Origin of the sequence: Tatumella morbirosei (assembly GCF_000757425.2) — a bacterium.
In the GTDB taxonomy this organism is placed as follows: Bacteria; Pseudomonadota; Gammaproteobacteria; order Enterobacterales; family Enterobacteriaceae; genus Tatumella; species Tatumella morbirosei.
In genome coordinates this window covers 471,989-495,587 of record NZ_JPKR02000005.1, presented here as the reverse complement: position 1 = coordinate 495,587, position 23,599 = coordinate 471,989, and the positions used below count along the sequence as shown (strand labels likewise).

At 45.7% G+C, this 23,599-nt stretch carries 18 protein-coding genes; 16 read left to right on the top strand and 2 right to left on the bottom strand.

Annotation, left to right across the window (positions count from 1 at the left end; translation table 11 throughout):
* Positions 1–201: 201 nt before the first annotated feature.
* From HA49_RS21530 to trxA, 8 genes are all read left to right on the top strand, one after another.
* On the top strand, positions 202–372 hold the full coding sequence (locus tag HA49_RS21530; protein ID WP_156994690.1) for a hypothetical protein: 171 nt from the start codon (positions 202–204) through the stop codon (positions 370–372).
* The gene (locus HA49_RS17775) at positions 372–932 is read left to right on the top strand and encodes a MotA/TolQ/ExbB proton channel family protein (RefSeq protein WP_052752544.1); all 561 of its coding nucleotides are present in this window, start codon (positions 372–374) and stop codon (positions 930–932) included. Before HA49_RS21530 ends, HA49_RS17775 begins: the two co-directional genes overlap by 1 nt.
* Positions 901–1,326, top strand: a complete 426-nt coding sequence (locus HA49_RS17770; protein ID WP_038015692.1) for a biopolymer transporter ExbD — start codon at positions 901–903, stop codon at positions 1,324–1,326. Before HA49_RS17775 ends, HA49_RS17770 begins: the two co-directional genes overlap by 32 nt.
* A 17-nt stretch (positions 1,327–1,343) precedes the next feature.
* Entirely contained in the window at positions 1,344–2,174 is an 831-nt protein-coding gene (locus tag HA49_RS17765; protein ID WP_169748786.1) for an energy transducer TonB, read from the top strand.
* A 139-nt stretch (positions 2,175–2,313) separates the two neighbouring features.
* Complete coding sequence (locus tag HA49_RS17760) at positions 2,314–4,896, top strand: TonB-dependent siderophore receptor (RefSeq protein ID WP_169748785.1); 2,583 nt, start codon at positions 2,314–2,316, stop codon at positions 4,894–4,896.
* Positions 4,897–5,121: 225 nt separating this feature from the next.
* On the top strand, positions 5,122–6,885 hold the full coding sequence (locus HA49_RS17755; RefSeq protein ID WP_038015684.1) for an ABC transporter ATP-binding protein/permease: 1,764 nt from the start codon (positions 5,122–5,124) through the stop codon (positions 6,883–6,885).
* Positions 6,882–8,591, top strand: a complete 1,710-nt coding sequence (locus tag HA49_RS17750) for an ABC transporter ATP-binding protein/permease (RefSeq protein ID WP_046791906.1) — start codon at positions 6,882–6,884, stop codon at positions 8,589–8,591. The genes HA49_RS17755 and HA49_RS17750 overlap by 4 nt, the downstream gene beginning before the upstream one ends.
* A 122-nt stretch (positions 8,592–8,713) precedes the next feature.
* A complete protein-coding gene (trxA, locus tag HA49_RS20685) occupies positions 8,714–9,943 on the top strand; it encodes a thioredoxin (RefSeq protein ID WP_052752543.1) in 1,230 nt (409 codons plus the stop codon).
* Between the two features lie 391 nt (positions 9,944–10,334).
* Here trxA and HA49_RS17740 read toward each other — a convergent pair whose 3' ends face one another.
* Positions 10,335–11,966, bottom strand: a complete 1,632-nt coding sequence (locus tag HA49_RS17740; protein WP_169748784.1) for a dipeptide ABC transporter ATP-binding protein — start codon at positions 11,964–11,966, stop codon at positions 10,335–10,337.
* Between the two features lie 218 nt (positions 11,967–12,184).
* On the opposite strand from HA49_RS17740, the gene HA49_RS17735 reads away from it, so the two are divergent.
* The 8 genes from HA49_RS17735 (at position 12,185) to HA49_RS17700 (ending at position 21,051) form a co-directional block, all read left to right on the top strand.
* Positions 12,185–12,673 (top strand): MarR family winged helix-turn-helix transcriptional regulator, encoded by a 489-nt coding sequence (locus tag HA49_RS17735; protein ID WP_038015677.1) that lies wholly within the window; start codon positions 12,185–12,187, stop codon positions 12,671–12,673.
* A gap of 179 nt (positions 12,674–12,852) precedes the next feature.
* Positions 12,853–14,520, top strand: coding sequence for a peptide ABC transporter substrate-binding protein (locus HA49_RS17730; protein WP_038015674.1), 1,668 nt, complete (start codon positions 12,853–12,855; stop codon positions 14,518–14,520).
* A gap of 37 nt (positions 14,521–14,557) precedes the next feature.
* Entirely contained in the window at positions 14,558–15,508 is a 951-nt protein-coding gene (locus tag HA49_RS17725; protein WP_038015672.1) for an ABC transporter permease, read from the top strand.
* A gap of 10 nt (positions 15,509–15,518) precedes the next feature.
* Positions 15,519–16,400, top strand: coding sequence for an ABC transporter permease (locus tag HA49_RS17720; RefSeq protein WP_038015669.1), 882 nt, complete (start codon positions 15,519–15,521; stop codon positions 16,398–16,400).
* 59 nt (positions 16,401–16,459) lie between these two features.
* Positions 16,460–17,164: an SDR family NAD(P)-dependent oxidoreductase gene (locus HA49_RS17715; protein WP_038015668.1), complete on the top strand. Its 705-nt coding sequence runs from the start codon at positions 16,460–16,462 to the stop codon at positions 17,162–17,164.
* Positions 17,165–17,172: 8 nt separating this feature from the next.
* Entirely contained in the window at positions 17,173–18,501 is a 1,329-nt protein-coding gene (locus HA49_RS17710; protein WP_038015666.1) for an NAD(P)/FAD-dependent oxidoreductase, read from the top strand.
* A 108-nt stretch (positions 18,502–18,609) separates the two neighbouring features.
* Positions 18,610–20,442: an ABC transporter ATP-binding protein gene (locus HA49_RS17705; protein WP_038015663.1), complete on the top strand. Its 1,833-nt coding sequence runs from the start codon at positions 18,610–18,612 to the stop codon at positions 20,440–20,442.
* 105 nt (positions 20,443–20,547) lie between these two features.
* Positions 20,548–21,051 (top strand): TIGR00645 family protein, encoded by a 504-nt coding sequence (locus tag HA49_RS17700; RefSeq protein ID WP_038015661.1) that lies wholly within the window; start codon positions 20,548–20,550, stop codon positions 21,049–21,051.
* A 66-nt stretch (positions 21,052–21,117) separates the two neighbouring features.
* Here the strand turns inward: HA49_RS17700 and HA49_RS17695 are convergent, their stop codons facing one another.
* Positions 21,118–23,508, bottom strand: coding sequence for a membrane-bound PQQ-dependent dehydrogenase, glucose/quinate/shikimate family (locus HA49_RS17695; protein ID WP_038015659.1), 2,391 nt, complete (start codon positions 23,506–23,508; stop codon positions 21,118–21,120).
* Between the last annotated feature and the right edge of the window lie 91 nt (positions 23,509–23,599).

Genomic DNA, 23,599 nt, shown 5'->3' with positions numbered 1-23,599 from the left:
AGTGTATAAGCTCATTAGTAGCCTTCTCCATAAATTATTGAGCGATGTTTAGCTGTTTTTATGATGGCTAAGTGATGTTGTTAATTACGTATGCATCAGAGTGTCGGCTTACAAAGCCGGCAGGATTTTTGATGATGTTTTTTAGCGTGACGTTAAACCGGATGATGATTTCATCGGCTTAATCAGGAGAATATTATTGCTATGGCAGATATCAGTTTGTCACCTTTAGACCTTTACCAGAATGCAGATGTGGTTGTTAAATCAGTAATAATTATTATGGTTCTGGCTTCTTTTATGGTCTGGTTTATCTGGATAGGAAAAACGGTTGAGGTTTTTTTGGAGTCAAAAAGAATTAAAAAAATAATATTTTAATGGCAAATTCAGTATTACTCAATGACGCAAAAATTGCAGGGGAAGGCTATTGTTCTCAGGCAGTACTACTTGCAAAAGATGAACTGGAAATTTCTAAAACTGTGACCCCGGGAGGTGATAATCATCAATCGATAAAAGAACGCGCAATGTCGAAAATTATGTATATGGAGGTATTGCAGGTCAGAAAAATATCCAGGCTAACAGCCATACTCGCGACGACAAGTGCAGTCGCTCCTTTTGTCGGGTTGTTTGGTACGGTATGGGGAATAATGCACAGTTTTGTTTCTATTGCTCAGTCACAAACCACCAGTCTGAGTGTTGTGGCTCCGGGGATCGCTGAAGCATTATTTGCAACAGCACTAGGATTATTAGTCGCGGTACCTGCCGTGATTCTATATAACATTCTGGGGCGTATGATAAATGGCTATAAACTAATATTGAATAATGTTGCTATTACCGTGATGTCTCTGCTAAGCCGGGAACTGGATGTAATGGCACATGCCCCTAACGTGTCCGGAGGAATTGATAATGGGCTTCTCAACTCTGAATCACGGAGCTGACGAAATTAATGAGATATCGGAAATTAATGTGACTCCTTTTATCGATGTCATGTTGGTATTGCTGATTATCTTCATGGTTGCAGCACCGCTTTCGACGAGTAACATTAAAATTGACCTGCCATCCGGTATGGCAAAAGCGGAGCAACCTCCTGTACATCCTCCGATGGTGAGTGTCAAAAAAGATGGGACTCTGTATGTTAACGACCTGCCGGTAAAACAGGAGGAATTAATTTCTGCAATTAAACGGGTTATTAAACCAGGTGGGGATAACCGCATCTATCTGCAGGCAGATAAAGGGATTGAATATCAACAGCTGATCACCATTATGGAAACTTTGCATCAAAATGGTTATACAAAAATTGCGTTGGTAGATTTGTCAGGAAAACAAAAATAAGTCCGGGGATGTTATATATGAATGATCTTTCCCATATATTTTATTTCAATCAACCTATAATTTCCGGCAAAGAGATTCGTTACTGGTTATTGGTTGGGTTGGCCACTGTTACTGCTTATGGCTTGATATTTATTTTGTTTTTGTACGGACGAAATCTATTACATCATGATATGCCTGTTGCCAGCCCGCAGGCGATGCCTTTTGAGGTCTCCCTGGCAGAAGCTAATATGGTCAGTCAGGAAAGTATTACGACTGAAAAAAAATTACCACCCGAAACGGAGGCGATATCGCCCCCGCCACAAACTCATCCGGAGAAAGAAAATGTAAAGCAACCTATGATTAACGTGCCTTCCGCCACAGAAAAGGAAGAGTTAAAACCTAAGCTGGTAAAGAACGTTGTCAGAAAATCACACGCTGTTCACGTTCAAAAACATCCGGCTCGAGATAAACCGATACCGATGACCAAAAAGCAGGAACAGCCTCAGGCCCTGACACAGCAGCCTGCTGCTCCTCATGAAAAAGTAGTGGGGGCGGTAAGTAATATTCAAACTAATGTCAAACAACAATGGCAGTCACAGATATTGATGATTTTGCAAAAAAACATGCAATACCCGTCCTACGCAATAAGAATGAAACAACAGGATGTCGTTATTATAAGCTTTGATATTAATACAGCGGGGAATATAAGTAATATTGAATTAGTTCGTAGTCGTGGTTATGCCACTCTGGACCGGGAATCACGGATGTTATTAGAACGCGTTGGGAAATTGCCACCACCTCCTGAAGAAGTTATGGCAGGGAGAACATCAATGAGATTAACTGTACCAATTAATTTTATATTAAGATAAAACCATTATTATTTTCAGGTAATATTCTATGAAATAACAACACCAGGCTTTTTAATTAAAAAATAGAAATTTAATATTAATAAAATTAGCAATATCAATGATAGCCACTGTATAAAATCCAATGGGGAAAGATTTCGCCATGTATAAAATAAGACAAAAGTTATTTTTGAATGTTTTTGTTATTATAATTTATAGTCATTTATCAGTTGCGACTCTGGCTTCTGAATCTGAAGTTTCGGGTGCAGAGATAGCGTTTAGTATTCCTCAGGGTATTTCCTTACAGGAAGCACTACACCAATTTTCGCGACAATCAAATATTTTAGTACAGGCCAACGACAGTTTGGTTAATGGATTAGTGAGTGGTGGTTTCAAAGGAACAGGTAATGCCAATATGGTGCTCACCCGGCTACTGGCCGGGACCACGCTAACCTGGCAAACGGTCTCGACGCATGAACTGAAAATTATTCCTGTAGATATTACCAGCAATCAAAATGGCGCAGGAGAAACACTCGGTGTAGTGAATGTTGAAGGACAAAATTTGCAACCGGGCTCTGCGACTGCCACGGGGGTTAATGGCAGCAGTGATATTACAGCGACCGAAGGCTCCGGAAGTCTTAATGGCAGCATGGCCAGTGCCGGGGATGGAACGGCGGTTAATGTGAAAGATATGGCAAAATCTGTCTCAGTGATTAGTCATAAACAGATGACAGAACAAAATAGTACTACGCTGAGTGATGTTTTAAGCAGAGCGCCCGGTATTACTGTGGCTCAGACTAGCGGTAACCTGGGAAATTCTTTTTATTCTCGTGGATTTGCACTCACTCAGGCTACTGTAGATGGCGGAACTACGATAGATATTTCCAATAATGGTAGTACCTACGGTTTCAGTAATGATCTTTCCAGTGGAATTTATGACCATATTGAAATTTTGCGCGGAGATAGTTTGCTGGGAGGGTTTTCCCCTTCAGGAGGAGTATCTGGTTCAGTGAATCTGGTGCGTAAGCGTCCTACTGATCACTTTCAATTGATTTATACCGGTGCTGCAGGTTCATGGAATAAATATCAAAATATGCTGGACGTTTCCGGGCCGCTTAATGCTACAGGCACTTTACGAGGCAGAAGCGTACTCTCCTGGCAAAAGCAGGATTATTTCTACCATTATGCCAGCCGTGATGATCGCACAATCTACAATATCCTGGAGTATAATCCCATACCCTCAACTCTGCTGACTGCTGGAGTAAACTACCGCCGTCTACATGCGACTCCCTGGATTAGCGGGCTGTCGAGGTATAATGATGGAACTGATCCAAAATTTCCACGAAATACTTCATTTACCCAACCTTGGGCGTACAATAATATAGAAAATAAAGAGTATTTCCTCGGCTGGCAACAGAGCTTTTCTGAACACTGGACACTGAAAAATAATTATGATGGTAGTTACCGACAGTTTGGTAATCAGATAATCACTACTTCCGGAGGATTAAACCCGAATACCGAAAATTTTAGTACTATTAGTGGATATGTATCCCGAGGTAAAAACAGGGATAATAGCTGGGATAGTAAATTATCAGGAAATTATGATGTTGGCGGGTTAACACAAAAATTTACGTTTGGTGGAAATTATACTAAGTCTTTCAATGACTACACAATTCCTTCACCAGGTTACTTTCCTGATTATGGAATTTTTGGAAATACCTCGCCGGGACTTAGCCCTTTCAACTGGCATGTCATCCCTCTGGGACCTGTGGATCCACAAAATTATGGGCCTCTGTCAGCAATAGATACAACTGTCTGGAATGTATTTGGCAGTGCCGTTATTACTCCGATAAAGCGCCTTCACCTTGGGATAGGTATTCGGCTCGATGGATATAAAATCTATACAAGAACAATCAATTCACAGCAAACAGCTCTCGAGGAAGCGAGTTACAATCTGAGAAAATGGGAACGTCCGGCCTATACAATAAGTTATGATTTGAGTGATGATTGGTCATTATTCGGAGATTACTCCTATGTTTTCAGTCCGCAGCTTTCGTCACTGGATAAGCAGGGCGCCCCTTTACCCCCGCAACAAGGGGTTAACATGGAGGCGGGTCTGAAATATGGCAGGGCAGATGGTACCCTTAATGCCTCTGTCTCTTTTTATAAAACACGGTTGTCAGACACAGGAATCGTCATAAATGACCCTGATTACAATCAAAATGGAATGTATGGGTACTACTGGGATGTGGATCCTAATGAAAAAATAGTTAAGGGAATAGACAGTGAAATCAGTGGAAGTTTAGCTGCCGGTTGGCAATTGATGGCATCCTATAACTATTTAACCAGTTTCAATCCTCCATCCTCCCCTGATGGTAATGCGTCTACGGTAAATACCTATACTCCTAAGCATATGATAAGAGTGTGGACAGACTATAATTTCGTCAATGGTAATGAACAGATGAAAAAAATAACCATTGGTGGAGGAGTGATTGCCCAAAGTAAGACTCAGAGCCGTGTTAACCTTTATTATGCACCTGCATTTACTGTTAAACAGCCATTTTATGCAATTTATTCAGCCCATATAGATTATAAGATAACGAATAACTGGAATATTGATTTTTTAGTGAATAATATTTTTGATAAAACTTATTATTCAACCACTGGAAATAACTATGGCACATTTGGTTATTTTTACGGGGCTCCAAGAAACTACGTGTTGTCTCTGACCGGTACTTTTGAGTGACACAAGGGAAAACTCATGCGAAGTTAAAATGAATAGATATAGTTGGATTTTATTTGTTTGATGGTGGATGGTGATAAAAATTAAAAGAGGGCCTGTTACATTTCTTTAAGTGTTGCCAGGAATAATTATTTTTTTATTAAGGTGTTTAGACTATTAAATCTCCAGGGTGTTATCAAGGGTGCTTATAACCTGAGGTATATAAACTATCAATATTCAGGAAAAATCATGTCTATGCAAAAAACAGAAAGTAATAATAAAAATTTCAAAATAAATGCATTATTTTTCAGAAGGGTCTGGAAATTATACCGGATGTACTGGCTAAGGAAAACAGCCTGGAAATCATGGGTGCTGTTAGGATTATTGGGCGCAGTTATGGCAGGTTACACTTATTCCGGAGCATCTTTTTCCGTAATGACCAGGGAAGCAACAGATGCCTTAGTCGCTAAGCATCAGGATGAGTACATAAAGTTTATTATCTTATTGTCTGTTTACGGATTTTTTCGATCGTTACTTACCTCTCTTATGCCACTTATTGAGGGGTTGATTAATATAAGATGGTGGCCATGGCTCGCAAAAGATACTATAGGAAAACTTCTTTATAAAAATAACTATTATAATATTCAATACGATAGTCCAATCGATAATATTGACCAACGCATCGAGGAGGAAATTTCTCCGGTATGCAGTGCACTTGTTGAGAACCCCAGGGCAGTAATCGGATCTGTTGGTGATACGATAGTCCAGGCATCCATTCTTTATACGTTGTCGCCACAACTGATTACGCTGGTGCTGGGATATACGTTATTCAGATTTTTCGTGACCTATTTTATCTATCGTCCCGCTATCCGCCAAATTTTTAATATTAAAATTGCAGAGGGTGATTTCCGTTACTCTCTGATGCAAACAAGAAATAATGCGGAGCAAATTGCTTTGCTACGGGGAGAGAAGGCGGAAACCTCATCTATTCATGGTTTTCTGGGACAAGCCATAAACAAAACAATGATTAATGTGAGATATCAATGGGTTATTGGGATGACCTCCAGTATTATCATGTTGCTCTGGGATGTACTTCCGATGCTTATTCTGGTGCCCTGGTATTTTAAAGGTCATATGAGCTATGGTGAAGTCATGCAAGGTGTCGCTTCAGCCAGCATGATGATGATGAGCTTTAGTATACTGACATTCCAAATACCGCAGATTATAAACGTTGCCCCCTCAATCACGCGACTGGCTGAAGTTCAGGAAAGCAATGAGCGTAATATGTCCGGGGGAAAACACCCGGAGAATTGTATAATACGTGCAGTTGGAAACAGTTTGAAAATAACTGGCCTGACGATTTATATTCCAGGAACCAAAAACTTATTATTAAATGATTTTAATTTTGAGTTATCTCCGGATAAATCCGGAAGACAAAATATAGTTATTATGGGAAAAACAGGTAGTGGTAAGAGTTCATTATTTCGTGTTTTATCAGGATTGTGGTTTGAAGGAAAAGGAGTGGTTGAGTTACCCCCTGAAAAGGATATCTTTTTTTTGCCGCAGCGGCCATATCTTATCAGTGGCTCGTTGCGTGACCAGTTTTGTTATCCCTTTCCGGTGAGTGCTTACAATGATGAGCAATTGTTGGCAGTAATACAATTAGTCAATTTATCAGAGATGGTAAATCAGTATGGCTCACTTGATTCGGTTGAAAACTGGAAAAATTGTTTATCACTCGGTGAGCAGCAACGTATAGCACTGGCAAGAGTTATTTTAGCAAAACCCGGATATGTATTTCTTGATGAAGCGACCAGCGCTCTGGATCCTGATACTGAAGCAAATATTTATTATCAATTGTTTAATATGAATATAAATATAATTACCATTGCGCATAATGACACTGTAATAAAATATCATCACTATCTGCTACAGCTTCACTCCGATGGGGAATGGACAATTGAAAACCTCCTGTTACCTTCTAATGAAATAGAACCAGGGTTAAAAAAATGATCAATGAATCTCTACTTAATAATAATGAACGTTACAGGATAAGTATCACCTTTTTTAAGCGAGCGGCTAAGCTCTGCAAAGGCTATTGGTTTGGAAAGAATGCTTACAGGCCTTGGGCGATGCTGCTACTGTGCATTTTTATCTCAGTATGTACCAGTTATCTGGGGGGATATATTTCAAATTTAATTGCAGAACAGACTAATGCGCTGGTAGGAAAACAGCCCATATACTGGCGTTTATTAACATGGATAAGTTTTATTAGCATTTCATTAGGCGTTATGTTTCAAACAACAGACTTTTTTTCATCCTGGCTGGTTCAGGACTGGCGTAAAAATCTGACAAAAGAGATAGTAGCAGACTATCTGTCTGACCGTTTGTACTATAAATTAGGCATGTACCCGGAAATCGATAACCCAGACCAGAGGATTCAACAGGATATCAGCGCGTTTTGTCTTGCAATTGTGGCTCTTCCAACGACAGTGTTTGGTATTTTAATGGGATTTAATATTCAGTTAGGTATTATAAAATCAGTATCTCCCGTATTGAGTTATTCAGTTGTTTTTTCTCTGTTTTTCGTTTTGATTATTTATATACTAATTAATAACCCATTGATTAAAATTAACTGGAATATTATTAAGTCAACTGCAAATTATCGTAGCGGGCTAGTACAGTTGAGAGATGATGCAGAAGTCATTTCACTCTATCGTGGTGAGGATTCAGAAAAATATAGATTGTTTTCCCTGCTGACACAGAGTGTACTATGGTCACGAAAATTAATATTTTATAATTTTTCTATTTCAGTAGTCTATACACTTGTAGATTCTTTCTATTCTATTTTTCCTCTTTTTTTTATCATACCACTCTATTTTTCTGGTTTAATTAAATATGGAACTATCGATCAGGTTACGGGGAGTGTTACATTTGTCTGGATGATGGCTAACCGATTACTCAGTATTATCCCATCCGTGATTAATATGGTGCCGAGTGTTAATCGTGTCTACGAGATAAGAGATATCCACAGTGCTGTCAGTAAGGACGACGGTAAAGACCAGGGGGTTGATCGTCATTATTCCGGGGAAATAGAGCTCAACAATGTGAATGTCTACCTTCCTGATAATGCTACTTTACTGATAAAAGACCTGAATATTTCAATAAAAGAGAATACTATTATTACAGGCCCGACCGGTGTTGGTAAAAGTACGTTATTACGTATGCTTGCTGGAATTTGGCCTTATGCCACGGGTAATATTTATATACCGAATGAACATGATATCATGTTTTTACCACAAAAGACGTATATGACCACTGCTAATTTGCGTTCACAATTTACCTATCCCTTGCAGGATAATAATGATTTTGATGAAGAAATAGTTAATATCCTCCATCGGTTAGGAAAAGAGGATATTCTTATTAAACACGGAGGGTTTGATGCTCAATCTGACTGGAAAAAGGAACTCTCTTTGGGAGAGCAACAAATAATTTCTTTTGTGCGGGTGTTATTACGTAAACCTGAATTTATATTCCTTGACGAGGCAACCAGCGCACTGGATTATGAAACTGAAGCCCGCGTCTATAGTCTGTTATCGGAACACCATATTTATGTGGTTAGTGTTGCTCACAGGGAAACACTCATTCGCTACCATAGTATGAATCTGGCATTATCGACCAACGGCCAGTGGGAATATGTACCAGTAGAGAATTTATAGCTATTACACTATAGCGATCAAATTTTTTAGCTGTTTTTTAATATTTGAATTTATATAGGTTAGCATCTGATGTTTTATTACATGCTAACCCGTATTTTACCAGCGGAATACTATAAGAGGTTATGATGATAAACTTTACTGAAGAAAACATTATTCAGTTTGTCAGTGAACAGCGTGGTTTTGTTTTACTTGATTTATGGGCGCCCTGGTGTGGCCCCTGTAAATCAATGGAGCCTGTCCTGGAACAGTTGTCTGAGGATTATTCAGAAAACCTCAACATAGTTAAAGTTAATATTGATGATTATATTAAAGTTTCTACAGAACTTAATGTCAGGAGTATCCCGGCATTTATTTTGTTTTCTAATGGCAAGGAGGTTGGTCGGAAGCAGGGTGTAACCAGTAAAGCAGACTTCATCACATGGCTGACAGTTAATAATTGTCAAAATGATTCCGGTGTACCCACTTATCATTATAAAATTTTTGACTGGCCTTCTTTTTATAATGATCAATATGTGATGGAATTTTTTATCAGCCAGTTAATGCCGGAACATGAAAATTTTGATCAAGCAGATAAAATGACCGGCGGCCCTGTAAGGCAGGGTAATTTACTCATGCATATAGAACCTGATAATGATTATTTGTCACGTGTTTTTGGATTGCCTGATATTTTTTTAAGCCTTTTGTCATTTCTCTCCTTTAAGGAGGTTGACGAAATCAATAAACTGTCAAAAAAGATTATTTTGGGTAAGGATTATAGTCTTATTCACCTGCAGGTTATCCGGCACTGGTTATTGAGTGAGGTGTCAGAGTGTACAATCGTCAAAGTGAGTGACCAGCAGCAGAAGCTACTCCATGCCTGGTGTCAGGCAATCAGCGATGTTATTGATGATAAACCATTAGCATTATCGGTATGGAAAGAGATAGAATCTGAAGCCAGTGTGTTAAAAAGCAATTGCCCGCCTGGCTCAGAATTGGAGTATTACCTTTCTGCCTTTATTTTTAGTCACTCTCCTCCGGTGGATGTTAATCATAGCCAGAATATCTCTGCTTTTTCGATGCTGAGTAACTGCTTTTATGAACTTAAATATCAGTTGATAAATAACTGGACGCATAGGGAGATATTTGATGTGCCTCGTGAAAGAACACAATGGATTAGAAAAAAATACGAGGCTGATAATGAAGCAGGTAAGGATATTTATAGCCAGGGATATAACGATTCGTTATACATTGACTGGGCCGCATTAAATGAAGAAAATAAATCGTATTATCAGAAAGAAAAAATAATGATTCAGCAGATCAAAGAGGGAGATACCTACCGTTTATCGAAAGATTTTTTTATATCGCTCCTCTGATGCAGGTAATGACCGGGGGACTCTGGAATAAAGCTTTAGCTCTGGAAAAACAGAACGTCTCATGGTTTCTGATGCATTAATAAGGGTCGGTTTTATCGATTTTCTTCAGGTTTATCGCCGCCGGGAGGAGTTTCCCGGCGTTTTAACCTTGATAAGAGAGCTGTATGACATCTCAGCTGTCAGAATCAATCGTTTACAGCAGGGTGACCTGCTAACTTTGGGTTATTTGTCTGCCAAAATATTTCGCAGGCTATCCCATTTCACCACTCAATTTCCAGGCAGCCGATATCCGGAACGGCCCGGAATGCTCCCTGGACCCACGGCAAGGTCCGCAGGTGAAAAGATCTGTCTTGCGGAAATGATTAAGCGGATTGCACCCTGTCGGGTAGTCTTACATCCGCTGTCCAGGAATAGCATTCACCAGAGTCTGCGTATATGCATGCTCCGGAGCAGAGAGCAGTTTTTGCGGAGTTCCCTGTTCCACCACATTTCCCTTCCACAATACCAGCAGTTCATCACATACCTGGCTGGCGACCCGCAGGTCGTGCGTGATAAACAGTATGGCGACCCGGGTTTTTTGCTGAATTTTTACCAGCAGCTCCAGTACCTGTGCCTGCACAGAAACATCGAGTGCGGATACGGATTCATCGGCAACCAGCAACAGAGGGTCAAACATCAGCGCTCTGGCAATACCAATCCGCTGGCGCTGCCCTCCGGAAAATTCATGAGGATACCGCTCGTAAGCACTGTTTTCCAGGCCTACTAATGACAGTAAGTTAAGAGCTTTGGTCCGGATTTCTGTTTCTGTCATTCCCCCGTGAGTTCGTGGGCCTACTGATAATATAGTCCCTATAGTCTGGCGGGGATTGAGAGAGGCGAAGGGATCCTGAAAAATCATCTGAATCAACGGGCGTGAAGGCCGGAAATCTTTATCCCTGACAGGAATAATATCCCGCCCATCAAACATAATTTGCCCTGAGTCGGCCTCAAGTAATTTTACCAGCACCCTGCCCAGTGATGATTTTCCTGACCCCGATTCTCCCACCACTCCGAGCGTTTCACCTTTTCGTAGTGTAAAACTGACATTATTCAGCGCGGTGACCTGCCGGGAGCGGCCAAATAACCCTGATGATTTACGGTAGGATTTACAGAGATTGATGGCTTCAAGAACCACCGGCGCGCTGGATTCCCGGGGCCGTGGTGCGTTATACAACCGTGGTACGGCCTGGATAAGCTGCCGGGTATAGTCGTGTTCCGGATGCTGAAGCACCTGTGACGCCGGCCCCTGTTCAGTCACTTTTCCTCTGCGCATGACCACGACACGGTCGGCAATTTCTTCAACCACCCCAAAATCGTGGGTGATAAACATGACGCTCATAGCCTTACGGCTTTGCAGGCTGCGGATAAGTTGCAGAATTTGTGCCTGAGTGGTGACATCAAGCGCGGTGGTCGGCTCGTCTGCAATCAGTACATCGGGGTCTAATGCCAGCGCTATAGCAATCATCACTCTCTGACGCTGACCTCCGGAAAGGTTAAAAGGATACTGGTGCTGAAGGGTTTCCGGGTCAGGTAAACCGACTTCCTCGAGTAATGACACCACTTTCTGTTGCCGTGATAGCGGGGTACCGACCCCATGTGCAACCATGACTTCTGAAATTTGCTTGCCTACAGACATGACCGGATTAAGTGCAGACAGGGGATCCTGAAAAATCATGGCAATCGTCTTACCCTGCACTCTGCGCATCACTGTCGGGTCAGAGGCTAATATATTCTGATTTTTTAGAATAATTTCGCCCTGCTTTACGCTGAGCACCGGGGGTAACAGCCCCATCGCCGCATGTGCAGTCACTGATTTTCCTGATCCAGACTCGCCGATAATGCAAAGAATTTCGCCCGCCATCAGGTCAAAACTAATATCTTCAACCGCATAATCGCGGTCCATACCTTCAGGCAATGCCACAGTCAAATGGCGAACAGATAATAAAATATTTTTCTCGGCAGTAATTTCCGGACATTCCATCATCGTATCCTTTATCAGCGGTAGTTCAGGGAGGGATGATTTTACCGTGATTACAAACTAGCAACTGAATTACCCATCAGGAAAGATCATTTTATTATGACTCAGAGCGTAAGGTTGATTACTTAATAAAATCACAAAATCGTATGGATAAACTGGTTGTGACTGTCCACTAATCTGTGAATACTGAATTTATCAGCCGGTCTTACTCGAAAAGGTGAGCGATGGATGAATTAACCACAACAGATTTTAATAATCCTTCTGCCGATTTTGGTGGGTTGGAGTCACTGCTGAGCTTCTATATTCGCCGTGTGAATATAGCGGTCTCCCGGGATCTTGATAATAAACTTTCAGGTCTGGATGTGGCGAAGGGTACCGGAAAAATAGGCACGCTGTTGATTGTTTCCCGTCACCCTGGGATTAGACCCTCAGATATTGCAGATATTATTGTCCGCGATCGTTCCTCAATGGGGCGCCTGCTGGAGAAAATGGAAAATCAGGGATTGATTATTCGACGAGTTTCTCCGGCTGATCAACGTTCTCAGGAACTTTATCTGACGGCGAAAGGCCATCAGCTTGCTTCAAAAGTGATTCGGCTCGCCAGAAAACAGGATGAAGACTTTTTTCATATGGTCACTGAATTTGAGAAAAATATCATTATTCATGCGTGTCATAAAATATTGAAGTTTCATCAGTCTCCGGGCCTGTTTTAATTTTATTTAACAGTAATGTGAGTTGCGAAATAAATAATAACTAAACATCTTATTTTGGCAGGACAATTCTGCTGTAGGTGAACTGTTTTCAGTCATTTCTGTTTCTCTGGTCGCCGGACTTTTAATTCAATGGCACATCATCCATCTCTTATGGTCAGAAGACAATCCGAGGAGTCCCGATGTCAAAAAAACCGGAAACAACATTACCCCAAATCTCCCGCCGTCAGGCACTTATCTATCTTGCCGCCGGTGCTACGACGTTTGCTCTGCCTGAGTTGTTCGGTTTCGGACAGGTATTTGCTGCTATGCCGGCAAAGCCTAAAGGCCAAATGGTCATTGGCTTTTCACAGGAACCTACGGTATTTAACCCCCATTTGCCCCATATCGAAGTGGATGAAGGGATTCATTTCAGTATCTTTGATCCGTTATTTGCGATTAACGAGAAAGGTGAATTTACTCCGGCACTGGCGCAAGAGGTTCCGACGACCAAAAATGGTGGGATTTCACAGGATGGACTGAATTTTCATATTAAATTGCGGGATGATGTCAAATGGCATGACGGGCAACCTTTCACTGCCAATGACGTAAAATTCACGTTGCAGCTACTGGTTGACCCTAATTTTCGGAGCTGGCGTAAGACCGGGCATGAATTAGTCCGTGATATTAAAGTGATCTCTCCGACTGAAATTAGCTGGCGAATGGAGAAACCCTTTGCGCCGTATCCGTCAATTCTTGCATCAACGTTTATCGTCCCTGAGCATATACTGGGTCCGGTAAAAGACAAAAATAATGCGCCATTTAATAATGCACCGGTAGGTACAGGGCCCTTTGTCTGGCAGCAACGGGTTGCAGGCGACCATATTGAACTGGTGGCAAACCCGCACTATTATGCCGGTGGGCCCGGTCTGGAACGGGTGATTTATAAATATATCCCCGATTTGAACGTGATGTACACCCAGTTTGTCTCTGGTGATATCGATGTTGTGGGTCTGCAGTGGATTTCTGCCGATCATTATGCGGATGCTAAAAAATTACCAGGGAAAGTGGTTGATGTCGCTTCCAGCGCCACGCTGGAAAACTTTGCATTTAATCTTGAACGACCACAATTCAAAGAGTTAGTCGTCCGACAGGCTATTTATTATGCTATCGATAAAAAAACAATTATCGATTCTCTTTATTATGGCTTGCCGAAAGAAACGGAAACCTATATGCCGGAGGGATCTTATTATTACGATCCTTCCCTGCCTGCTCATGAATATAGTCCCGATAAAGCGAAAGCATTGTTGGATGCTGCCGGCTGGAAGCCTGGTAAGGACGGTATCCGCGAGAAAAATGGCGTCAGATTATCTTTCACCAATTCAACCACTGCAGGAAATCATCTGCGTGAGCAAATGCAGCAATTTATGCAGCAGTCATTACAGGATATCGGTATTGAAATGAAAATATCGAATCTTCCGCCAGCGGTGATGTGGGGTGAGTTTTGGATGATGTCCAAATTTGATACCTCAATTGTCGGGCTGAATTTCCTGACGGGAGCCGATCCTGACACTAGCGATTATATGTCTTCAGCCTCAATTCCGGCCAAAGGGGGGGCCGGGCAGAATACCTTCCAGTACCAGAATCCGAAGGTGGATGAATTGCTGAGAAAAGGGAGCACTGTGTTTGACCCGGACCAGCGAAAAGCGATTTATGCTCAGATTCAACAGGCTGTGAGAGAGGACCTGCCTTTCCTGCCATTGTTCCCGTTTGCCAATGTACGGGGGCATAAACAGGGAGCGATGAATATTATCCCGAATGTGAATGTACGGATTGACAGCTGGAATGTCGGTCGCTGGTACTGGGCATAACCCATTCTGCGCGCTCAATAAGTGAAAAGGAGGGATGATGCTGAATTTTCTGTTACGGCGAAGCGGCCAAAGCTTGGTGGTATTGTTTCTGGTCTCGGTGATTGGGTTTGCCGCTCTTAACCTGGCCCCGGGCGGGCCTCTGTCCCAGTTCGCCCTCACTCCGGGAATGAGCCAACAAACGTTACACCGGCTGGCAGAACAAATGGGGCTTAATCGCCCATTGCCAGTGCAATATTTTGACTGGTTAAGTCATCTGTTAAGGGGTGACTGGGGGCGTTCCTACCGGGACGGGCAGCCGGTTCTGCATATTATTTTGTCCCATCTTCCCGCGACTCTGCTGCTAATGGTGACCTCGACCCTGCTGGCGGTCACCATCGGGGTATGGGTTGGTGTTAAAAGTGCCGTCCGTCGTTACAGTCTGTTTGACGATGTGGCAACCATGGCTTCGATGATAGCACTGTCGATTCCGACCTTTTGGTTTGGTCTGGTCGCCATATACTTCTTCTCTCTTAAATTGCACTGGTTCCCTGCCGGCAATATGTACACCATTGGTGATGGCTCGGTGGGTGACATCCTGCATCATCTGGTATTGCCGGTGTTGGTGCTGACTTTCGTGGATATTGCGGTATGGAGCCGTTATATGCGCAGCGCCACACTGGAGACCATTAACCAGGAGTTTGTCAAAACGGCACGGGCCAAAGGCCTTTCTCCCCGCCAGGTATTACTTAAGCATGTGGTAAGGAATGCGCTGCTGCCTATGGTGGCGCTGGCAGGCATGCAACTCCCGACCATTCTGGGCGGTGCGCTGGTAGCCGAGACTGTTTTTACCTGGCCCGGGATGGGGAGGTTGTTTCTCGACAGCCTGGGATACAGCGATTATCCGGTGGTCATGGGGCTGCTAATGTTTTCTGCCATCATGGTGTTGGCAGGCAATTTGTTGGCTGATGTGGTAACGGCACTGATCGATCCACGAATCCGCCCTGAGTAAGGAGAAGATTATGTCTGATACCTCTGCCATTATTTCGCTCCCTCCGGCATCCCGCTGGTGGAAAAACCGAACTCTGCAACGTTTTCTTCATCATCGTCTCGCCTGTGCCGGACTGATTATCATTTTGCTGATGACTCTGGCATGCATCATCGGTCCTTCATTACTGCCATTCGATGACCTGCATATTGATCTGCGACATCGCTTTGCACCCCCTTTTAGTGGCTGGCATTTGCTGGGAAGCGATCCGCTGGGAAGAGATACTCTGGCCCGCTTGCTGATGGCCGGGCGGATATCATTGCTGGTGGGCTTTTTTTCCATGCTGCTCAGCATCGCTTTCGGGGCGGTGATAGGCATTATTGCCGGATACTATGGCGGAAAAATCAATACAATTTTAATGCGTATTGTCGATGCCTTTCTCTCTTTCCCGGGCGTCTTTCTGTTACTGGCTCTCTCGGCTTTCCTCAAGCCCAGTCCTGTCATGATTACCGTGATAATTGCCGTCACCAGTTGGATGGAAGTTGCACGAATTGTCGAAACCGAAGTGAAATCACTGCGGGAGCGTGAATTTATCCTGGCAGCCAAAATGTTAGGGCTGTCAGGGCGTTGGATTATGTTCCGCGAGTTGTTACCGAATGTCATCGGACCTGTCATTGTGGCTGCTACCCTGACGGTGGCCAGAGCGATTTTGATGGAAGCTTACATCAGTTTTCTGGGCTACGGCATTCAGCCACCACTGCCGAGCTGGGGCAATATGCTGAACAGTGCTCAGCAGTATCTTGAGCAGGCGCCGTGGCTGGCGCTGGCGCCCGGGCTGGCAATTACCCTGGCAGTGACCTGTTTTAACTGCATCGGCGACGGGCTGCGCGATGCTCTGGATAACCGTAGTCATTAGGGTGCCACTACCGGTAAACCCGCGATAAAGAAAGAGTGTTGTTAACTTCGGGAGGCAGAATGACAGTTTCAGTATATCCGGTCGCCATGATTAGTGGTGGTGGGCGTGGCATAGGTGCAGCAATAGCCGCGGAACTAATGCAACATGGTTGGGCTGTGAGCCTGGGTTGCAGATCGCCGCAAGAGGTCACAGTGACGGAACCCGGGCAACAGCTGGTGTGTCACTATGATGCGCTGGACAGTGACAGTGATCAGCAGTGGATTGACAACACCCTCAAAGCTTACGGGCGGATTGATGCCGTGATCCACAATGCCGGGATTATGCTGCCACGATCGGTGCTGGAAGCGACGGATGAAGAGTTCGATCGACAATTTTCGGTCAATGTTAAAGCCCCCATGCGGCTGACCCGCAAACTCTGGCCGTGGCTGAAAGTCAGTGGTCGGGGGAGGGTGATTACACTGGCCTCCCTGTCAGCTAAACGTGTGAAATCCGCGCAATCAGGATTGTATGCCATGAGTAAGTTCTCTGCGCTGGCACTAACACATGCGCTGCGACAGGCCGGAGATGCCGACGGGATTCGTGCCTGCGCTATATGTCCGGGATTTGTGGCGACCGATATGGGAACGGCATTAACCGAAGTTTCTGCAGAAAGAATGACTCAACCGGCAGATATTGCGCTACTGGTCAGAACGGTACTGATGCTGCCCAACACTGCAAGTGTGGCTGAGATTCCGGTGAACTGGGCTGTGGAAGACAATTACTGAGGTGATTTATGGGGCTGAATGTCGGGGTGGTTCATTCTACTGCACAGTTTCCGCAGCAGACGGAAGTGGTAGTGATAGGTGGCGGAATCATTGGTGTCGCTACTGCGTTATCTCTGGTCTCCCGGGGGATCCCCACCGTACTGGTGGAAAAAGGCTATATTGCCGGCGAACAGTCGAGCAGAAACTGGGGCTGGTGTCGCAGAACCGGTCGGGACATCAGGGAACTGCCGCTGATTAACCTGAGTATGCAGCTGTGGGAAGGAATGAATGAGCGCTTACAGCAGGATTGTGGGTTTACAGTTACCGGAATCGCGTATGCTTCCCGGAGTGAACAGCAATTACAAACTCACCAGCAATGGCTGCAGGAAGCCAGGCAGCATGATATTCACAGCGAAATGCTGAGCCGGGAGCAGCTACAGCTTAAAATGCCCGGGGTTAAGGGGAATTATTTTGGCGCACTCTACACGCCTGGTGATGGCCGCGCAGAGCCGCAGTTGGCGGCACCGGCCCTGGCCAGGGCGGCTTGTGAGGCGGGTCTGAATCTGCAACAACATTGCGCGGTCAGACAAATTGGCTATTCCGGCGGTAAAGTGAGTGAAGTGATTACCGAACGTGGCGTGATACGTTGTGGAGCAGTCGTGGTGGCCGGAGGGGCCTGGTCGCGGTTGTTGATGCAGGGCTGTGGTCTCACTTTACCCCAGCTGAAAGTCCTGAGTATGGTACTGCGAACTGCGGTCACGGATTTTGATCCCGGTATGAGCGCCAGTTTTGGCAGTGTGGCTATCCGTAAGCGCCAGGACGGCGGGCTGACGGTCGCCAGTTCGGCGACCAGTATCAGTGATATTACCCCGGACAGCCTGCGGTTTATGCGCTCCTATCTGCCGGCTTACCGACAGGAGCGGCAGAGTATCAATTTGCGGCTCAGCGGGCGCTTCTGGCATGAAATGCTGCAATGGCAGCCGGGGAAAGCGGATCAGATCTCTCTGTATGAAAAAATACGCGTACTGGATCCACAGCCAGATGCCGCAGCGGTGGCTCGTATTCTGTCTAATCTGCATCAGACGCTACCACAACTATCGTCGCTACAGGCGGAGCAAAGCTGGGCCGGATATATCGATACCATGCCGGACGCCATACCGGTGATATCAGGAATCGAGTCGGTTCCCGGACTGTTTCTTGCCACCGGTTTTTCCGGCCATGGTTTCGGTATCGGGCCCGGGGCTGGCCAGTTGATGGCGGATCTGGTGTCAGGTAGTACGCCTTCTGTTGACCCGCGCCCGTTTCGCTTCAGCCGGTTTACTGATGGAGAAAAAATTCAGGCTCAACACTGGTTGTAATCAACGTGGCCGGCTAATGCCGGTCACTTGTTTTTTAACAGAATGCTGAAGGAGAGGATTTTTTGCACTAAGCTATCGGTTCATTATTTCGCATCGGGTCTTGTTGTTATGTTATCTGAACGTTTTGAACGATTAATCGATATTTTCCGGGAACCTCCCACTGATGCGCCGCCAACAACCATAGGCCGTTTTTATGCCTATTACCTGCGTCAGGTGTGGCCCTGCTTTGCCGGACTGCTGGTGGTTGGCCTGATCAGTTCTCTGATCGAAGTCTCTCTGTTCAGTTACCTGAGTAAGATTATTGATCTGGTTAACGCCTCAAAACCAGCCACATTGTTTACCGAACACTGGCTGCTGCTAAGCTGGATGGGGGCGGTGGCACTGATTATTCGCCCACTGTTCATTGCCTTGCATGATGTCCTCATTCACCAGACCATTAACCCACGTATGACCAGCATGATGCGCTGGCAACACCATAAATATGTATTGCGCCAGAGTCTGACATTTTTCCAGAATGATTTTGCGGGTCGGATTGCTCAGCGGATTATGCAGACCGGCAGTTCGTTGTGTGATTCAGCCGTACAGCTGGTGGATGCTATCTGGCATGTGCTTATCTATGCCATTACCGCCCTGGTATTATTTGCCGCAGCTGACTGGAAATTAATGGTACCTCTAATTATCTGGCTGGTGCTGTATGTAGTTTCCCTGCTGTATTTTGTGCCACGGGTAAAGCAGCGTTCGGTCGTTTCTTCCGAAGCGCGTTCTAAACTGATGGGATTTATCGTCGATGGTTATACCAACATCGCGACCCTGAAACTGTTTGCTCATAGTTCTCTGGAGCAGAAAAATGCGCAGGCAGCTATTGAGGAGCAGACAGTGAAAACTCAGCACGCCGGGCGGATGATTACCGTCATGGATGTGACGCTGTCGACGCTGAATGGAGCACTTATCGTCAGTACCACAGGAATGGCATTAATTCTCTGGACCCAGTCACTTATTTCGGTAGGTGCGATTGCCCTGGCGACCGGTCTGGTGATTCGGCTGGTGAATATGTCCGGCTGGATCATGTGGGTAGTGAACGGTATTTTTGCCAATATCGGCATGGTACAGGATGGTATGGCGACCATTTCTCAGCCATTGAGTGTCCAGGATAAACCCGGCGCGCCGGCGCTCAAGGTCACTGCGGGTGAAATCAGCTTTGACCATCTGTTTTTCCGTTATGGTAATGGTCGGCCGATTCTTTCTGATATCGACCTGACCATCCGTCCGGGAGAAAAAATTGGCCTGATTGGTGCGTCAGGGGCTGGTAAGTCAACGTTGGTGAACCTGCTGCTGCGGATGTATGACCTTGATCAGGGACATATTTTTATCGATGGTCAGGATATTTCGGCGGTAACCCAGGAGAGCCTGCGCAGTCAGATTGGTATGATCACTCAGGACACCTCATTATTGCATCGATCAATCCGCGATAATTTGCTGTACGGTCGCCCGGATGCCAGCGACAGTGAGATTGAGGCCGCGATCCGCGGTGCCAGGGCCGAAGAGTTTATTCCGCAGCTGTCGGATGCGCAGGGTCGTTACGGGCTGGATGCTCATGTCGGTGAACGTGGAGTGAAACTTTCCGGCGGACAGCGCCAGCGTATCGCGATAGCCAGGGTGTTACTCAAAAATGCACCAATTCTGATTATGGATGAAGCGACTTCGGCACTGGACTCCGAGGTGGAAGCGGCCATTCAGGAAAGTCTGGAATCGCTGATGACCGGTAAAACAGTGATTGCGATTGCTCACCGTTTATCCACCATTGCACGGATGGATCGGCTGATTGTGCTGGAACAGGGGAAAGTGGTCGAAACCGGCAATCATCAACAATTGCTGGAAAAGCAGGGCGTGTATGCGCGCTTGTGGCAGCGTCAGACCGGTGGTTTTGTTGGCAGCGATTAACTGCCACAGGGTAGCCCCGGGAAGCAAAGAATATATCCCGGGGGTTACAGCGAGGAGATCGGCTCAGGTATACTGCCTTCTTTTCTCAGGATCCCCCGGGTTGTTATGGAACGTTTTACCGAAAATCTGATGTATGCCACACGCTGGCTGTTAGCGCCGGTGTATTTGGGTTTATCGCTTGGATTACTGGCGCTGACAATTAAGTTTTTTCAGGAAATCTTTCATGTCCTGCCACATATTCTCTCTGTGACCGAAAATGAGTTGATTCTGCTGCTGCTGTCGCTGGTGGATATGTCGTTGGTGGGTGGCTTGCTTATCATGGTCATGCTGTCAGGTTACGAAAACTTTATTTCCGCGCTGGATATTGATGAGCATAAAGAGAAGCTTAACTGGCTGGGTAAGATGGACTCAGGCTCTCTGAAAAATAAAGTGGCCGCGTCGATTGTTGCCATTTCATCGATTCATCTGTTACGGGTGTTTATGGAGATGCGGGATATCGATAACAGTAAAATTCTTTGGTATATCCTGCTGCATCTGACCTTTGTATTATCGGCATTTGTGATGGGGTATCTGGATAAAATGTCCCGTGACAGCAAGGCTGGCCATTAGCCATCGCCTGATGTGAAAACAAAACGGCCCCGTCATCTGGCGGGGCCGTTGCTTTTTACAGACCGGTTAATTCAAAGCATAAGCAATGACATAGTCACCGACATTGGTGCGCATAAAGTGATGGCCGCCGGCCATAATCACCAGATACTGCTTACCATCTATCGAATAGGTCATTGGCGTCGCCTGGCCGCCAGCCGGTAATGTATCGCTCCACAGTTCTTTACCGGTGTTACTGTCATAGGCGCGGATTTTATTGTCGGTGGTCGCGGCAACAAAAGTCAGGCCACCGGCAGTGATGATTGGTCCGCCGTTATTCGGTGTACCGATATTGATCGGTAATTTGGTCGGTAAACCGAACGGACCGTTATTTTCCGCGCTGCCTAACGGATGCTGCCACACCACTTTCTGAGTGTGCATATTGATGGCAGTAATCATCCCGTAAGGGGGTTCGTTACACAGCATCTGGGTGAACGGAGCGAAGAATGGTGAGACATTAATTCCGTAAGGAGTATCCGCCATTGCCCCATTACCTTCCGCACCACCACCACCGGCTTTGAACGCCGGAGAGTCGATGGAAACCAGACCCTGTTGATCGGCCACTTTACGGGTAACCAGCTGGTCGTACATCGGGGTGTTGTTCCAGTTAGCGATCAGCAGTCCGGTTTGCGGATTATAAGCAACACTACCCCAGTCACTGCCGCCGTTATATCCCGGGTATTCGATCCAGGGTTTGTCCAGAGAAGGGGGAGTGAATTCTCCGACATAGTTTGCCTGGCGGAATTTGATCCGGCACGCCATTTGGTCAAACAGCGAGATACCCCACATTTTCGCTTCGGTAAGGGGTTTGAATCCCAAACGTGGCATATTGACTGACCAGGGTTGAGTCGGGCTGCGGGGGTCATCGGCTATGACACTGGCCGGTGCCGGTTTTTCTTCCACTTTGCTCAACGGCTGACCGGTCGCGCGGTTCAGCACAAACGTTTGTCCGCGTTTAGTGGGAACGATCATTGCCGGAATTGACTGGCCGTTCTGACCTGGGAAGTCAATCAGGGTCGGTTGTGAACCCAGATCATAATCCCAGACGTCTTTATGGACTGTCTGGAAGACCCATTTTTCATCGCCGGTGTTCACATCCAGTGCAACAATCGAGGAGGAAACACGGTTTTCATTTGCTGAGCGCATGGCACTGTAATAGTCAGCGGCTGAGTTACCGGTCGGTACATACACCAGTCCCAGCTTGTCGTCTCCGGTCATGGCTGCCCAGGAGTTCGGAGTGCCGCGGCTGTAATATTTGTCACCGGTCGGTTCGCTATGCACACCCGGATTATTCACATCCCAGGCCCATTTGAACTTACCTGTTTCGGCATCATAACCACGGATAACACCTGAAGGTGCCCAGCGACGTTGGCCATCCAGTACTTCGTGGTTAACGATAATCACACCGTTAACAATAGGTACCGGCGCAGTGACTGCAACAAAGCCTGGTACAGTGTGGCCCAGACCGGTCAACAGGTTGGTCTGACCGTTATCACCAAACATTGCGCAGGATTCACCGGTCTGAGCATCCACTGCCAGCAGACGTTCATCCAGGGTGCCGACAATCAGGCGGTTATGACAGGCCTGGCCTTCCGGCACGACCTTAGAGGTAAACCAGGTCAGACCTTTACAGGCGGCGGTGTAAGGGATGCTTTCATATTTTACGCCGCTGTCATGTTTCCAGATTTGTTTGCCGGTTTTTGCATCCAGCTTGATGATGTTGTTACGTGCTGAACAGACATAAACCGCATCACCGACTTTAATCGGGGTGTTTTCGGCAGCCCACTTATTCACCTGCCCGGGTTGCGGCAGATCGCCGGTGCGGTATGTCCATGCCCGGGTCAGTTTGGCCACATTTCCGGTATTAATCTCCTTAAGTGGTGAGAAGCGGGTAGCGTGTGTGTCGCGACCGTAATAGGTCCAGTCGCTGTCCGGCTGTGAGTTTGCCGGTGGGTTGTCCTGGCTGGCCAGCGGGGCATTCGGCGGAGCGTCAGTTGACTGGAAACTCTGGAAAGGTACAAAAGCCCATGCAAACGCCACAATAAAAATCACCACAAACAGCCCGGCAAGGCCACGGCTCAGAGGTTTCTTTTGGCCATTGTTCAGTGACGGCAGGGCCAGTGATAGCAGTAAGCCAATCACCGTGAGCAGTGACAGTCTGGGGATCCAGCCCCAGTAATCTGAACCACTTTCGTATAGGGTCCAGACAATAGTGGCAACATACAGAACGTAAAACAGGGTAACACCCGCTGCTTTCCCCTTAAACAGCAACACGGAGGAAATAAGCAGAACAATCCCGGAGACCAGGTAGTACCAGGAGCCTCCCAGGGAAATCAGATAACCGCCTCCGATAATCAGCGGTATCGCACACAGGAACAGGATAATGGACATTATCCTTACAAATAGTGACACTTTATTCATCGAAACATCCCCAAAGAAGATAAATACCCCTACTCTTAGTAAAGAAATGTAGTTAAAGGTTAAATAAATGTTTACCTTAAGTTTCTGAATA

What these genes read in the sequence shown, in the direction of transcription:
- HA49_RS21530 (WP_156994690.1), top strand. Translation starts at nt 202, where the DNA reads ATGGCAGATATCAGTTTGTCACCTTTAGACCTTTACCAGAATGCAGAT.
- HA49_RS17775 (WP_052752544.1), top strand. Translation starts at nt 372, where the DNA reads ATGGCAAATTCAGTATTACTCAATGACGCAAAAATTGCAGGGGAAGGC.
- HA49_RS17770 (WP_038015692.1), top strand. Translation starts at nt 901, where the DNA reads ATGGGCTTCTCAACTCTGAATCACGGAGCTGACGAAATTAATGAGATA.
- HA49_RS17765 (WP_169748786.1), top strand. Translation starts at nt 1,344, where the DNA reads ATGAATGATCTTTCCCATATATTTTATTTCAATCAACCTATAATTTCC.
- HA49_RS17760 (WP_169748785.1), top strand. Translation starts at nt 2,314, where the DNA reads ATGTATAAAATAAGACAAAAGTTATTTTTGAATGTTTTTGTTATTATA.
- HA49_RS17755 (WP_038015684.1), top strand. Translation starts at nt 5,122, where the DNA reads ATGTCTATGCAAAAAACAGAAAGTAATAATAAAAATTTCAAAATAAAT.
- HA49_RS17750 (WP_046791906.1), top strand. Translation starts at nt 6,882, where the DNA reads ATGATCAATGAATCTCTACTTAATAATAATGAACGTTACAGGATAAGT.
- trxA (WP_052752543.1), top strand. Translation starts at nt 8,714, where the DNA reads ATGATGATAAACTTTACTGAAGAAAACATTATTCAGTTTGTCAGTGAA.
- HA49_RS17740 (WP_169748784.1), bottom strand. Translation starts at nt 11,966, where the DNA reads ATGATGGAATGTCCGGAAATTACTGCCGAGAAAAATATTTTATTATCT.
- HA49_RS17735 (WP_038015677.1), top strand. Translation starts at nt 12,185, where the DNA reads ATGGATGAATTAACCACAACAGATTTTAATAATCCTTCTGCCGATTTT.
- HA49_RS17730 (WP_038015674.1), top strand. Translation starts at nt 12,853, where the DNA reads ATGTCAAAAAAACCGGAAACAACATTACCCCAAATCTCCCGCCGTCAG.
- HA49_RS17725 (WP_038015672.1), top strand. Translation starts at nt 14,558, where the DNA reads ATGCTGAATTTTCTGTTACGGCGAAGCGGCCAAAGCTTGGTGGTATTG.
- HA49_RS17720 (WP_038015669.1), top strand. Translation starts at nt 15,519, where the DNA reads ATGTCTGATACCTCTGCCATTATTTCGCTCCCTCCGGCATCCCGCTGG.
- HA49_RS17715 (WP_038015668.1), top strand. Translation starts at nt 16,460, where the DNA reads ATGACAGTTTCAGTATATCCGGTCGCCATGATTAGTGGTGGTGGGCGT.
- HA49_RS17710 (WP_038015666.1), top strand. Translation starts at nt 17,173, where the DNA reads ATGGGGCTGAATGTCGGGGTGGTTCATTCTACTGCACAGTTTCCGCAG.
- HA49_RS17705 (WP_038015663.1), top strand. Translation starts at nt 18,610, where the DNA reads ATGTTATCTGAACGTTTTGAACGATTAATCGATATTTTCCGGGAACCT.
- HA49_RS17700 (WP_038015661.1), top strand. Translation starts at nt 20,548, where the DNA reads ATGGAACGTTTTACCGAAAATCTGATGTATGCCACACGCTGGCTGTTA.
- HA49_RS17695 (WP_038015659.1), bottom strand. Translation starts at nt 23,508, where the DNA reads ATGAATAAAGTGTCACTATTTGTAAGGATAATGTCCATTATCCTGTTC.